13 protein-coding genes are annotated in these 13974 nt (G+C 57.1%); 11 read left to right on the top strand and 2 right to left on the bottom strand.

Annotated elements, in window-relative coordinates; all coding sequences use genetic code 11:
* The 6 genes from traI to LPZ50_RS03815 form a co-directional block, all read left to right on the top strand.
* Nucleotides 1-1606 (top strand): TraI/MobA(P) family conjugative relaxase (gene traI, locus LPZ50_RS03840; RefSeq protein ID WP_230657763.1); only part of this gene is annotated, 1606 nt, incomplete at its 5' end.
* Nucleotides 1607-1855: 249 nt separating this feature from the next.
* Nucleotides 1856-2629: a P-type conjugative transfer protein TrbJ gene (gene trbJ, locus LPZ50_RS03835; protein WP_230657761.1), complete on the top strand. Its 774-nt coding sequence runs from the start codon at nt 1856-1858 to the stop codon at nt 2627-2629.
* A 15-nt stretch (nt 2630-2644) separates the two neighbouring features.
* The gene (trbK, locus tag LPZ50_RS03830; RefSeq protein WP_230657756.1) at nt 2645-2881 is read left to right on the top strand and encodes an entry exclusion lipoprotein TrbK; all 237 of its coding nucleotides are present in this window, start codon (nt 2645-2647) and stop codon (nt 2879-2881) included.
* Between the two features lie 10 nt (nt 2882-2891).
* Nucleotides 2892-4331: a P-type conjugative transfer protein TrbL gene (gene trbL, locus LPZ50_RS03825; protein ID WP_230657754.1), complete on the top strand. Its 1440-nt coding sequence runs from the start codon at nt 2892-2894 to the stop codon at nt 4329-4331.
* Between the two features lie 14 nt (nt 4332-4345).
* Nucleotides 4346-4582, top strand: coding sequence for a hypothetical protein (locus tag LPZ50_RS03820; RefSeq protein ID WP_230657752.1), 237 nt, complete (start codon nt 4346-4348; stop codon nt 4580-4582).
* A gap of 66 nt (nt 4583-4648) precedes the next feature.
* Nucleotides 4649-4879 (top strand): type I toxin-antitoxin system ptaRNA1 family toxin, encoded by a 231-nt coding sequence (locus tag LPZ50_RS03815; protein WP_230657750.1) that lies wholly within the window; start codon nt 4649-4651, stop codon nt 4877-4879.
* 51 nt (nt 4880-4930) lie between these two features.
* Here LPZ50_RS03815 and LPZ50_RS03810 read toward each other — a convergent pair whose 3' ends face one another.
* The gene (locus LPZ50_RS03810; protein WP_230657748.1) at nt 4931-5113 is read right to left on the bottom strand and encodes a hypothetical protein; all 183 of its coding nucleotides are present in this window, start codon (nt 5111-5113) and stop codon (nt 4931-4933) included.
* A gap of 181 nt (nt 5114-5294) precedes the next feature.
* Here LPZ50_RS03810 and LPZ50_RS03805 point away from each other — a divergent pair, with 181 nt between their 5' ends.
* The 5 genes from LPZ50_RS03805 to LPZ50_RS03785 all read left to right on the top strand — a co-directional run bounded on the left by LPZ50_RS03805 (nt 5295) and on the right by LPZ50_RS03785 (nt 12140).
* Complete coding sequence (locus LPZ50_RS03805) at nt 5295-5867, top strand: recombinase family protein (RefSeq protein WP_230657746.1); 573 nt, start codon at nt 5295-5297, stop codon at nt 5865-5867.
* 29 nt (nt 5868-5896) lie between these two features.
* Nucleotides 5897-8008, top strand: a complete 2112-nt coding sequence (locus tag LPZ50_RS03800; RefSeq protein WP_230657745.1) for a site-specific DNA-methyltransferase — start codon at nt 5897-5899, stop codon at nt 8006-8008.
* A 3-nt stretch (nt 8009-8011) separates the two neighbouring features.
* A complete protein-coding gene (locus LPZ50_RS03795; protein ID WP_230657744.1) occupies nt 8012-10609 on the top strand; it encodes a DEAD/DEAH box helicase in 2598 nt (865 codons plus the stop codon).
* Nucleotides 10610-10660: 51 nt separating this feature from the next.
* Nucleotides 10661-10894 (top strand): hypothetical protein, encoded by a 234-nt coding sequence (locus LPZ50_RS03790; RefSeq protein WP_230657742.1) that lies wholly within the window; start codon nt 10661-10663, stop codon nt 10892-10894.
* Nucleotides 10895-11138: 244 nt separating this feature from the next.
* Nucleotides 11139-12140: a DUF3644 domain-containing protein gene (locus tag LPZ50_RS03785; RefSeq protein WP_230657740.1), complete on the top strand. Its 1002-nt coding sequence runs from the start codon at nt 11139-11141 to the stop codon at nt 12138-12140.
* A gap of 810 nt (nt 12141-12950) precedes the next feature.
* On the opposite strand, the gene LPZ50_RS03780 is transcribed toward LPZ50_RS03785, so the two are convergent.
* Nucleotides 12951-13955, bottom strand: coding sequence for an alpha/beta hydrolase (locus tag LPZ50_RS03780; RefSeq protein ID WP_230657738.1), 1005 nt, complete (start codon nt 13953-13955; stop codon nt 12951-12953).
* Nucleotides 13956-13974 lie beyond the last annotated feature (19 nt).

Raw genomic sequence — 13974 nt, 5'->3', positions numbered from 1 at the left:
CACGCGGGCCAAGGGCGACAAGACCTATCACCTGATCGTCAGTTTCCGCGCTGGCGAGCAGCTCGGCACCGACACCCTGCGGGAGATCGAGGAGCGCATCTGCGTCGGGCTTGGCTACAGCGACCACCAACGTATCAGCGCCGTGCACAACGACACCGACAACCTGCATATCCACATCGCCATCAACAAGATCCATCCGACCCGACGCACGATGCACGAGCCGTATTACCCGCACTTGGTGCTTGCTGACCTTTGCATGGCGCTGGAACGGGAATACGGACTGGAACCCGATAATCACCAGTCCCAACAGCGCGGGGCAGCATCGAGGGCGGCAGACATGGAGCGGCATGCCGGCGTGGAAAGTTTGGTGGGCTGGATCAAGCGGGAATGCTTGGAAGAGATCAAGTCTGCACGATCCTGGACGGAGCTTCACCAGGTCATGCGTGACAATGGACTGGACATGACGCCAAGGGGAAATGGTCTGGTGATCCGGGCCGAGGACGGCACGATGGTCAAGCCCAGTACAGTGGCGCGGGAGCTGTCGAAACCTGCATTGGAAAAGCGTCTGGGGGCATTTGAGGCATCACCCGATCAGCAGGAGCTGAGCCAAGTCCGGCGCAGCTACCAGAAAAATCCGGTGCGGCTGCGCGTTAACACGACCGAGCTTTATGCCAGGTACAAAGACGAGCAGAAGAACCTAACTGCAACCAGGGCCGAGGCGCTGGCCCAGGCGAAGCGGCGCAAGGATCGGGCAGTGATGGATGTCAAACAGAAGGCTGTGACCAAGCGGGCGGCTATCAAGCTGGCCAGTGGTGGCGTGACCAAGCGGTTGCTGTATTCACAGGTCAGCTCCGTGCTGCGGGCTGACCTGGAAAGGATACACAAGGGATATATCAAAGAGCGGGAACGACTTTACCAAGGCACCCAGCGTCGCCAGTGGGCCGATTGGCTCAAGCAGCAGGCTACCGAGGGCAATAGCGAGGCGCTGGCCGCATTGCGGTCGAGGGAGGCTGCTCAGGGTTTGAAGGGCAACACCGTCTCCGCCCATGGCGAGGCAAAGCCCGGCCATGCGCCGGTGGTCGACAACATCACCAAGAAGGGCACCATCATTTATCGCGCCGGGCAAAGCGCTGTGCGCGACGATGGTGACAAGCTGCAAGTTTCGACCGGGGCAGATCGGGCCGGTGTGCGGGAGGCGCTGCGCCTGGCGGCCGAACGATACGGCGACCGCATCACGGTCAGCGGTACAACCGAGTTCAAGGTGCAGGCGATCCGCGCCGCCGTGGATGGCAGGCTGCCCATCAGCTTTGCCGACCCGGCTCTTGAAAGCCGGCGTCAGGCGCTGCTGCAAGGCAATTTCAGCGTGACCAAAAGGCCGGAGATACCTGTCGGGAAGGTGCCGCCGCCGGTGGCCAGGGCGGGCCGCTTACGTGCTCTATGTCAAGTTGAAGCGTTGCAGATCGAGGGCGTGGCGGCTACCTCACCGAAGCCAGCATCGAGACCCTCGCCGACGATCAGCGACCAAGAGGGCCGAAGAGCCAAGCTGCAAACCGAGTTGAACGCCAAGAAGGAGAAGGCTACACAGCGTAAGGGCCGTGGGCGGTGATGCTTTTACATTGCTGTTGGCTGGGCAAACCAGTAAAGAAATAACAAAGCAGTAATCGTGCAGGGTTGCACGCACACATCGATCTCAACAAAAATTTGCAAGGGCGTGACGGTGTCGCCCGGGCGGGTACCTTGGCAGATTTCGGCGAACTGCCACGTGATGGCCCAACCCCACAGCAGCGCAGCAGTAATAGCGTTGTAGGGCAGATTAGCCGCATACAGCTAACTCATCACATCGAGGTACTCGACTATGAAACGTGTCCGCTTTTTAGCGGCTAAAAAAGCCGCCCTGGCCGTTGCACTCGCAACCGGCATTCTCGTCACCCCGGTGCACGCCGGTATCCCTGTCATTGACGGCGGCAATTTGATGCAGAACGTCATGACGGCCATCGAGTCTGTGGCACAGACGCTCAAACAGATCGAGCAGTACCAGACCCAGCTCCAGCAGTACGAAAACCAACTGCAAAACACGCTGGCCCCTGCCGCGTATATCTGGGATCAAGCGCAGACCACGATGAACCGGTTGATTGCGGCTCAGAACACCCTGGCGTATTACGAAAACCAACTTGGCAGCCTGGATCGTTACTTAGAGAAATTCCAGGACGTGGCCTATTACCGTTCGTCCCCCTGCTTTAACGGCACCGCCGGTTGCACACCCGCCGAAAAGGCCGCTATGGAAGAAAACCGCCGCCTGGCGTCTGAGTCGCAAAAGAAGGCCAACGATGCACTATTCAAAACCGTCAGCGATCAGCAGAAGGCTTTGAAAGATGATGCCCGCACCCTGGAACGGTTGCAGGGTGCGGCCCAAGGTGCGCAAGGCCAGCTACAAGCCATCGGCTACGCCAATCAACTTGCCAGCCAGCAGGCCAATCAGCTTTTGCAGATTCGCACCATGTTGACTGCCCAGCAAAATGCCGAAGCGGCGCGGATTGCGGCAGAGCTGGATGCCGAGGCGCGAGGCGATGCCAGGGCCGAGCAAATGCGTACTTGGACGTTCCGCCCGAGTCCTGCGGACAACTATTAATTGGGGGATGGTGAGATGAAGAAAACTCTAGTCATCCTGGTGACCGCTGCTGCGTTGTTGGCTGGGTGTGGGCAGGAAAGAATGCCGGAGCCAAATGCGGCGACGTGCGCCCCGGATGCGTTCCAAGCCGCACTCAATGAAATGCGCAGCGAAGCGAACCGAACAGCTTTCACCGAGGAATGCAGAGCATTCCAGAAGGCTAAGAAGATGCGCCAATGGGAGTTCAAGCCTAGTCCCAAAGACGACTATTGAGGTGGCCAGCATGAGAAATAAAATTGCTTTAGGCGGCCTGATGATGGTCGCTACCGTGTTGCTAGCTGAGCCGGCGATGGCGCAGGAACTTAGCAGCAGTGGCGTGATGAATGATGTACTGAATCGTTTTCACACTGCGGCTTCGACCTGGGGGCCTACTATCGAGGCCGCCGCGTCGCGATTGTTCTGGACGCTGGTTGTGATCTCGATGGTCTGGACGTTCGGCATGATGGCCTTGCGCAAGGCCGACATTGGCGAGTTCTTTGCGGAGTTCGTCCGTTTCACGATCTTCACCGGTTTTTTCTGGTGGCTGCTGACGAATGCCACCACCGGCATGAACATCGCCGGAACTATGGTCGCGTCGTTACAAACCCTTGGAGCACTGGCGGGGGGTCTGACCGATAGCAAGCTGGGGCCATCCAGTATTCTCGATCTCGGCTTTGAGCTGTACCACAAAACGGTACAGGCCACGTCGGAGCTGGGATGGCGACAGTTCGCAACAGCGTTGGTCATGGAGTTGTTGGCGATTGCGGTTTTGATCGTTCTGGCGTTGATCGCAATCAACCTACTGCTGGTTATGGCATCGGCCTGGATTCTGCTGTACGCCGGAATCTTCTTCCTCGGTTTCGGTGGATCGCGTTGGACTTCCGACATGGCGATCAACTACTACAGAACCGTTCTTGGCGTGGCCGCACAGCTCATGGCGATGGTGCTCCTGGTCGCAATCGGCAAGAAGTTCATCAATCACTATTACGCGCAAATCAGCGAAGGTGTGACCTCTCAGGAGCTGGCCGTTATGTTGGTGATTGCCTTGATATTGCTGTTCCTGGTCAACAAGGTTCCTTCGATGATTTCCGGCGTTGTGACGGGTGCCAGTTTGGGCGCAATCAGCGGTGCGGGTAGTTTCGGCGCAGGTGCCGCTGTGGGAGCGGCTATGACGGCGGCCAGTATGGCTACAGGTGGTGCGGCAATGGCCGGTAAGGCGGTAATGGGCGCCGCTGCCGGTGCGGTGGGCGGTACATCGGCTATCCAGGCCGCGTTTCAGAAGGCGTCGGCCAGCATGAGTGGCGGCGGTGACAGCGGCGACAGTGCTATGGGAGGCAGCGGTGGCGGTTCTGGTGGTGAAGCTGGTACGGCTGGCAGTTCGCCGTTTTCCCAGGCCGCAGGGTTCAGTGGCGGTGGCGACTCCAGTGGTGGTTTTGGGCGTGCGGCGAAGCTGGCAGCGGGTACGGTTGGCGAATTGGCCAAGGGTGTGAGCGCTTCGGTTTCGTCGTCCTTTCAAGAGCGTGTGAGCGAGACGGCAGGCGGTAGGCTCGCAGCCTCGATCCGCGAGACCATGGAGCCAGCCAACGGCGAAAAAGAACAGTTCAGCGGTAACAGCTTGGGCGCTGTCAGTGAAAACGATGAAGTGGCCGCCTTCCGAGACCGTGACGAAACTAAGCTGACATAGGAGCGATCAGGATAATGGAAACAAACTATATGGCGGCGTTGGCCAGCTTGGATGAAACGCCCAGCATCGAGCAGAGTGGCTTTGAACCGATAGGTGACCAATCGACCGAGGTTGACGCGGAAAGTGAGACAGCGGCCTTTGTGGACCGTCCAGAACCTGATCGGGATATTGAAACGAAGCCGGTGAGAATCGACGCCACCAGTGCTGCTGCTGGCAGGTCAGCGTTTGCCGAGGCAGCTGGACTTTATTAATGCGCGCCGGGCCAGTGTTGTAGCACTGGCCCGGCACTTCCACTTGATGCAATAGAGGTGCATGAAATGGCAATTCAGAATACTACCCAAGCAACACAAACAGTCCAACATGCGGCAACGCTACTTGCCGGACTCGACTGGATAGACCAGGACATGGCGCGGCAGCTTTCACCGATGGCTGAGGCAGTGGCCAACATGTTTACGTTGGTCTACTACCAGGCCGAAACGGGGCGGTTGACCCAGGCTGATTTTCAAGAAGCTATGACCACTGTACGGCAGGCGCTGCAAAGAGCGTAGGCCGATCCAGAGGCAAGAGAAGCAAGAAGGGCGGCCAGTTGGTCGCCCTTTTCAATTGTCGTCGTCTGCTCGTTCCCGGCCCACGGCCGGGGCGTCGATCCATTCGCGTTCTTCTGCCGGCAGCGGGTACACGCCAGCGACTTCGGCTTCGGTCAGGAGTTCGGCCAGTGTGTAGCGTGGCTTGGCTGGTATCGGCGTTTGTTGGATGGCTGCGTTTGCCTTTTTCTCACTCATGCTTACGCCCCTTCGGTACTTGGCTGTTGCACTAAACCTTGAAGCCGCATTTTCGCATGTGGTAATGGTGTTCGGAAAACGGTGGTTTTCTGAACAGATCAAAGTGGCGCACTTTACCTTCGTGAAAGGCATCCCCTGGTGTTAATATCGCCGTCAAGTTTTCAATGTCCTGGATGCGTCCATGAATCAGTGCATAGGATACGCCCGCGTATCGACCGATGATCAGCACCTTGACCTGCAACGCGACGCGCTCCAGCAGGCTGGGTGCGGCGTGATCTACGAAGAAGCGGCCAGTGGCAAGAATACCGCGCGGCCGGAGCTTGAGCAGTGTCGCAAGGCACTGCGGGCAGGGGACACGCTGGTGGTGTGGCGGCTGGATCGGCTCGGGCGCAGCCTGTCCGACCTGGTGCAGATCGTGACCGATCTGGAGCAGAGTGGCGTCGGCTTTGAAAGCTTGACGGAAAAGATCGAAACCGGCAGCGCGACGGGCAAGCTGATTTTTCATGTATTCGCAGCGCTGGCCGAATTTGAGCGTGGCTTGATCAGGGAGCGGACGCAGGCCGGTCTGGCTGCAGCGCGTGCCCGAGGTCGCGCCGGTGGCCGCAAGCCGAAGCTCGACGAACAACAGGTAAGGGAGATCAAAGCCCTGCTGCGTGACCCCGATATTCAGGTGTCGGATGTGGCCCGCCGCTATGGCGTGTCTCGAACCACGATTTACAAGCATTGCGGTGTCGTGCAGCCACGTCATCAATAGCGAAGAAACAAAAGAGAGAAAAAATTTCCGTGTCCAGACTGACTGATTTGATTGCCAAGGCAAAAGCCAAAGATTCGGCCCTGGGGGCTGAGTTAGATCGAGAATTCAAGATTCTTTCTTCGCGCCTTCCCTTTGGCTTGAACTTCGAACGGCATAGCCCCGAAGCGGTAGAACTGCCGTTGCGCCCGATACGGAAGGGCGACAAGGTTCGTGTATTGCCGGAACGTGGCACAACCCGAAAGGGCGATCAGCGGCTGTGGCAGGTGAAGGCTATCCACAAGGCGAAGAAAACGGCTGACCTGGAGTTGCTGGGTGCGGCAGAGATCGAAACGCAGACCGTGGCGCTGGATGATCTGGTGGTGGTGGCCGAGTTCCGCGACACCATCTATCCGGGCCTGGTCAGCACCGGTAAGGTGCAGCGTGGTGGTGATAAGCCCTGCCACACAGTTATCAATGGTGAGAACTACCACGTCCTCAAGGCGTTGACTTACACGCACCGGGGCCAGGTGGATGCCATCTACATCGACCCGCCGTATAACACCGGGGCAAAGGACTGGAAATATAACAACGACTACGTCGAAGGCGATGACCTGTACCGTCACAGCAAATGGCTGGCGATGATGGAGCGGCGCTTACTAATTGCAAAGGAGTTGTTAAACCCAGCTGATTCAGTACTGATAGTTACTATTGACGAAAAGGAATACTTGCGGCTCGGCCTATTGCTGGAGCAAATATTCTCAGAAGCGCGTATTCAGATGATAAGTAGTGTCATCAGTCAGAAAGGATCGGCTAGAACTGGTGAGTTTTCTCGTTGCAATGAGTTCATCTACTTTGTTCACTTTGGTAGAGCAGTACCGGTGCAGCAGCAGACCGATATGCTACATAGTCGCCAAACATCTGCGGGTGATGAAGTAGAGTGGGGGCGCCTCACAAGAAATGGTGCTAATGGAAGGCGTACAGCTAGGCCGAATCTTTTTTATCCTATTTTCTTTACTGCAGATGGGAAGTTTAACTCCGTCGGCACCACACTTCCACTTTCTGCTGATAAGTCTGAAGTATGCCCGCCTGAAGGAACCATAGCCGTATTTCCAACAGCGACCGATGGCACAGAAATGACATGGGCGCTTTCGGCTGATCGGCTTGCTGAATATGTAAAAGAAGGGTTTGTGAAGTTCGGGTCCCTTCGTCCGACTGCCCCACAACCAGTTCGTATTTATTATTTAACTGATGGATATGTCCAAGCCGCACGTGAGGGACGGATTGTTCGTGCGCCTGGGCCTGGTGTCCGCTGGTTGCATGAGCACTCTAAGGGTATGAAGCCGCTAACAGTGTGGAATATGGCTTCACACAATGCGGCGGAAGGGGGCACAAACCTCCTTAAGAAGTTACTTCCGGACAGACGGTTTCCTTTTCCGAAGTCGCTCTATGCGGTGGAAGATGCGCTTCGTTTTTTCATTTCTCACAAGCCCAATGCTGTGGTTCTAGACTTTTTTTCTGGCTCTGGCACTACTGGCCACGCGGTAATGCGACTGAATAGGCAGGACGGAGGCAGCCGCCAATGCATTTCCGTTACGAACAACGAGGTTGGAGCAGAAGAGCAAAGAACTCTCCGCGCACAAAATCTTCGAGCTGGAGATGAGGCGTGGGAAAAGTTTGGAATTTGCGATTACATCACCAAGCCACGTGTGCGTGCTGCCATTACCGGAACAACGCCGGACGGCTCTCCCGTCAAAGGCGACTACAAGTTCAACGATGTATTTCCGATAGCTGATGGGTTCGAGGAAAACGCTGAGTTCTTCACACTGACCTACGAGACGCCGGTATCGGTCAATTACAACCTGGCGTTCAACCGGATTGCGCCGTTGCTGTGGCTGCGAGCCGGAGCGCGGGGCAGCCGCATAGACAAGCTGCCCGGTGATGGCTGGGCGGTGGCAGACGCCTATGGATTGCTCAGCAATGTGGATGCGGTCACACCTTTTATCAAGGCGCTGGCCAAGGCCGCTGAAATCCGCATTGCCTATATCGTCACCGATGACGACCGCCGCTTTCAGGCCATTGCCAAGCGCTTGCCTGATGGCGTCGAGCCAGTGCGCTTGTACGAATCGTATCTGACCAATTTCAGCTTTACCAACGGAGAGTAACGGATGAAGTTCACGCTAAAAGACTACCAGCGCGACGCCGTCCGCGAATCCTTGAGCAACCTGGGCAAGGCCCGCCGTCTGTGGCGTGGCGAGGCCGACAGGACGGCATTTTCACTGACTGCGGTAACCGGCGCGGGCAAGACCGTCATGGCCGCCGCCACGTTCGAGGCGTTGTTTCACGGTGACGATGAATTCAGCTTCGATGCCGACCCCGGCGCGGTGGTGATCTGGTTCAGCGACGATCCTTCGCTGAACGAGCAGACCCGTTTTCGCTTTATCGAGGCCAGTGACCGTATCAACTATACCGACCTGGTGGTGGTGGAAAACACCTTCAACCGGCCGAAATTCCAGGCGGGGAAAATCTATTTTCTCAACACCCAGAAGCTCAGCAAGAATAGCTTGTTGGTGCGTGGCCATGACCCTGAAGAGATGGCCTCCAAGCTGGACGGCACCTTCCCGGACATGCGGCCCGACCTGAGGGCCTACACGATTTGGGACACCATCCAGAACACCATTGAAGACCCGGATTTGACGCTCTACCTGGTGCTGGATGAGGCGCACCGTGGCATGGGCGCACAGACAGCAGCCAGTCAGAACGCCAAGAGCACCATCGTCCAGCGGCTGATCAATGGCGTGGGTAGCGTGCCCGGTATCCCGGCCGTTTGGGGTATTTCGGCCACGGTGGAGCGGTTCAACAAGGCGATTGAGTCGGCAGGCAAGCACATCAAGCTGCCGAATGTGGAAGTGGATGCGTCCACGGTGCAGGAATCCGGCCTGATCAAGGACACCATCCTGCTGGATATCCCCGACAATACTGGCGATTTTGATACCGTGCTGGTGCGGCGTGCGGCCGATAAATTGAAGGAATCCAGTCTTGCCTGGAGCGCTTACTCCAAGCAGCAGCAAGAAGCCCATGTTGTCGTGCCGTTGATGGTCTTGCAGGTGCCCAACACGCCTGACCCCGATGAAGTCGGGCGGGCGCTGGATACCATTTTCAAACAGTATCCAGAGCTGCCTTCTGCCTGCGTGGCGCATGTTTTCGGGGATCACACCACGCAGCGCTTTGGTAACCGCGATGTGCCCTACATCGAGCCGCAGCGGGTTCAGGAATCGACCTGGGTGCGGGTGCTGATTGCGAAGGATGCAATCAGCACCGGCTGGGATTGCCCGCGTGCCGAGGTCATGGTGTCGTTCCGTGCGGCCAGCGACAAGACGCACATCACGCAGTTGCTAGGCCGTCTGGTGCGTTCGCCTCTGGCCCGCCGTATCCCCGGCAATGATCGACTGAACTCGGTGGATTGCTTATTGCCGAAATTCAATCGCAAGGCCGTGGAGCAAGTAGTCGATGAGTTGACAACCGGCAATGAGGCGGCAACGCCTGGGCGCGTGTTGATCGACTACATTGAGGTGCTGCCGAACCCTGCTGTTTCGCCTGCCGTGTGGGAAGCGTTCGAGGCGTTGCCATCACAAACGCGGCCGCAACGAGGTGCCAGGCCAGCAGTCAGGTTGACCGCGTTGGCGCACGAGTTGGCGTCGGACGATATTCTGTCCGGCGCAGGTAGACTGGCACATGCCAAGATGCACGCAGCTTTGGATGCGTTTCAGGCCGACAACGATGCAAAGATCAAGGCCAAGCGGCAGTCCGTGTTAGTTGTGGACGGTAAAACCGTGAAAGCAGACATGCTGGGCCAAGGCCGGAGTCTGGAGAAATTCTGGGAAGATGCCGATGTGGCAGCCATCGACGATGCCTACCGCCGTGCGGCGCGCACCTTCAGCCCGGCGATTGCACATTCGTATGTTGACCATCTGGCGAGTCAGGAAGCCGACCGCGACGAAGATCCGGAAGGCTTTCTTGAGGCCATCATGGAGGCCCGCGTAACCGTTGCTGGTTTGGGGCTGGTGATGGAGGCGCAGTCTTATTTTGATGCCGAGGCCGATAAGCTGGCGAAGGACTGGCTGGCCAAGTATGGGGCGGAGATCAAGGCGCTAAGCGATGATCGACGGGAGTCCTATAGGCAAATCATCGAAATGAGTACGGAACCGCAAGATGTGGGCTTGCTTAAGCCTGAAGCCCGTTATGAGGCGACCAAGGCGAATGAAAGCGGCAGGATAAAAGTGCTCCCGGTCTGGGATAGCCACTTGCTGTGCAACGATGACGGCAAGTATCCCGCTGAACTGAATGACTGGGAGCGGACGGTAGTCGAAACTGAGTCCGCAAGGTCGGGGTTCTCGTTCTGGTATCGCAATCCGCAGCAGCCTGGACAGGCTTCGCTGGGGATTGCCTATGAAAAGGCCGAGCAGTATGGAATCGTCCGCCCGGACTTCCTGTTCTTCGTCGAGCAGGATGGAATGCTTGTCGTTGACCTGGTTGACCCGCACGGCCTGCACTTGAGTGACGCGCTTGCCAAGCTACAAGGCTTGGCGCTGTACGCGGCCAGCCATGCTGATGCCTATCGCCGGATTGAGTCCATTGCCCAGGTGAAGGGCAGCGACAAACTGCGCGTGCTCGACCTGAAACGACGGGAAGTGCAGGATGCGGTGGCGGCTGCTCAGGAGGCGGAGGTCTTGTTCAGCAGCGGGTTGGCATATGACTATCAGTGATCGTGCAAGCGCAATGACGAATCAGATCAGTGACTAGCGGAGCCGCAGCGTATGAAGAGGGACAGCACAAGCGAGCCGTTTTTCATCACCCACGAAATCGGGGCCGAGATGGTCGCCGCTGGCTATGAGTTCGAACCGCCACCCATTGCCTGCACGGGGCGTCTGCGTGGTGTGCTGGAGCGTATGAGCGATGCCGAACTGGCGTTGCAGCCGGGCGAGAGCGCTGACCAAGAGCGCGAGCGCCGTAGGTTAGAGAATCAATTTCATCCTGGCCTAGCAGGGTAAAAGATTTCAGTGCTGCATCGATCAATCCTGCCAAATTGCATTGCGTGATCCAAATGGGCGAGCGTGTGCGCGTGATTGTTAGCGCCTCTCGACTAGAATCTGTAGGCTAGCGTCTGGTAGTGGCTGGCATCTGGAATACATACTCGTAAAGTATTTCCATGGTCGGCGAGCTGTTCATCTAGAGGCGCCGGGTCGCGGGAGCCATACGAGAGTCAGTACATTTAGGGCAATGGAGGCCCGTAGAATGGCTATGGCGCTACACCAGAAGTTTCTTGAGAAATCCCATTCGGCAATGCTTGCCGCTATTGAGGTCTACAACAAGCCCACCTTTTCATACCGCGAAGAGACGTTTTGCATCCTTGCGGTCAATGCTTGGGAACTGCTTTTGAAGGCCAAGCTATTGAAGGATTCCAAGAACGATCCGAAAGTTATCCAAGTGCGCGAGCCGCGCAAGTTGAAGGGTGGGGGCAAGAGCACGAAGCACATGACGGTGAAGAAAAACCGTACTGGCAATCCGATGACCTTGCAGTTGACTGCGTGCATCACTGCCTTGGAAAAGTCTCAAAGTCGTGCCGACCGGGTGCCCCAAGGGGTGTCAATGAATCTTGAGTCTCTAATCGATGTCCGTGACAATGCAACGCACTTCATTGTTGCGAGCGCTCTATTGCAGCGGAACGTGTTGGAATTGGCTTGCGCGAGCGTCCGTAATTACGTTTCATTGAGCAAGACGTGGTTTGACCGCGATTTCTCTAGCTCCCTGTCATTGATGCTACCCGTAGCGTTTTTCCACGGCGCAGATGATGTGGGGGCCGTGGTGGTCACGAAGGACGAAAAGCGCCTTATCGATCGCCTACAGGCGACCGCAACGCAGGCAGTAGCCGACGGTGAGTACCAAGTCGCAGTGCGCGTGGATGTGAGGCTGCACCGGTCTAATTTGGACACGGCGGCTAATGTTCAGGTCACCCGTGATCCCGAAGCCTTGGCAATTCGTCTGGACGAGAACCAACTTATGGCCGCGTATCCATGGTCATATGCAGAGTTGCAGGCTCAGTTGAGACGACGCAAGCCAGACATCAAGTTCAACAACGAGTTTCACCTCATCAAGAAGTCCTTGATGTTGGAAAAGGGGCTGGTGCACTCGAGGCTTCTTGATCCCAACAATCCAAAGAGCAGCAAGAAGGATTTTTACAGTCCAAACATGCGTGATCGAATTTTGGATGTATACGCAGATCAAGCCGGTCACTAAACAATGGCATTTTTCATGGCATTGATGATGATATTTTCAATCCATTGATATATAAATAAAAATTCTCGCTATTAATGTTCGAGTGGGTATTGTCGACTACGACGAAAAACTGCTGGAGCCGATCCCCGCGCACCGACCCGCATCTCCTGTACCGAGACACGCTTTTTCCGGTACAGTACAGGTACACACATCCGTTTTCACCAATTTCGCTAAGCTACGCTAACTCACTGATTAACAATTACTTTTACCTATTTCAACCTACGCTCAGCTTCGCCCCGCTTCCCTAGACAAACACCGTAAATCGTCAACTCAAAATCCCCCGCCGCAAGGCGCGCCAGTTCGATTCCGGCCCCGGCATCACTCAAAATTCCTAGCGCGATTTTTCTCGTCTTGCCCTCACACTAGAGGATTTTCCAATTTTGGCGGCCGAGTGCTATTCAGTACGTGGCGAAGCGCATAGGTGTGAACTGACCAAGGGCCATTAGTCGAACAAACCCCAAATGGGTATGAACAAGCCCAATTATGGGTATGAAAACGACTACTGCATCTCCTCGAGATCTATCCGACGCCCTCCTCCCTCGCGTCTAGCAACGCGCGCTGGGAATTCTTTATGGTCAGCCCGACCGCAGCTTTTACGCGAATGAATTGATCAGTCTGGCAACCAGAAGGACGACCAAGCCAATGCAGAAACGCCGCCACGCGTTCTCTCTCACGGCTTTGCGCTGGCATGGTTCTGGGCCCTTCAGTCTGCCGCGTACTCGACAAGTGTCAATTTGGTTGCCGCATACCCACCACAAAACGGCCCCATCCCTACATCTCAGTACGCCGCTCAACCCACCCCAACACCCTCCCCAACACCTCATCAGAATTCCTCTCATAAATAACCCCGTGCCCGTTCCCACACACCCCGTAGTCAGGTAAATGCATCAATTCCGCCGACGCCCCCGCCGCATTCAAGAACTCCGCAGTCGGCGGACTGGCCGCAGCAAAGGCCGAGGCTTCGGCGGTAACGATCAAGATAGGCACTCCTTCCAGCGCAGGCAGCCGCAAGCTACCCGGCGCCGCGTTGCGCACGGCTTCGGCGTTGGGCACCGGCGGCTCGAAACGCATTGGTGCCGCAGTAGGCCCCCAGCGCATCGGCCCGATGTTGGGGATATCGGCAAAGGGCGGCCCCATGGGTTCGATGGCGACGATGGCCTTGACCAGGTCTGGCCGGCGGTCGGCCACCAGCCAGCCGTCGGGGCCGGAGGCCGAGTGGGTTACGAGTATCGCCGGGCCGATGCGGTCCAGTAAGGTTGCCATGCGATCGGCGTCGAGGGTCTGCGACAGTTCCAGGTTGGCCGGCAGCGGCCCGTAGCCCGCGATGAATTCGTCCATCGCCCTGGCGTCGTCTGGCGGAAAGGGCCATTGCGTGTGCCGCGCGTCGTCACCGGGGAAGTAGATGTGTTGACCCCCCTCGTACGAGAACGGCGGGCCCATTTCGCCCAGTGTGTCCACATGGAATGGCGACCTTCCGTGGCCCGGGCGGTCGATGACCAGTACCGCGTAACCGGCTTCCACGAAGCGTTGCGCCCAGCCGGGACGGCCATCGGGTGTATCGAACCATTCTGTTCCTTGGAAGCCGCCGCCGTGCATCAACACGACGGGATACGGCCGCGTGACGGTTTCGGGGGCTTCCCATTCCACATACATGGGGCCGCGCTGGTGGGTGCGCCCGCCCTGCTTGACCCGATCGCCCGGAATCCAGAAGTGGCCGCGGCGTAGCGTTCTGACGGATGCGTTCATCCAGGGTGCATGGTGTTCTTTATCTTTCATGTCTCTAGTCCAAAAAAGC

Source organism: Bordetella petrii (genome assembly GCF_020991325.1).
GTDB lineage: Bacteria > Pseudomonadota > Gammaproteobacteria > Burkholderiales > Burkholderiaceae_B > Bordetella_A > Bordetella_A petrii_E.
This window is presented reverse-complemented; position numbering and strand designations above follow the sequence as displayed.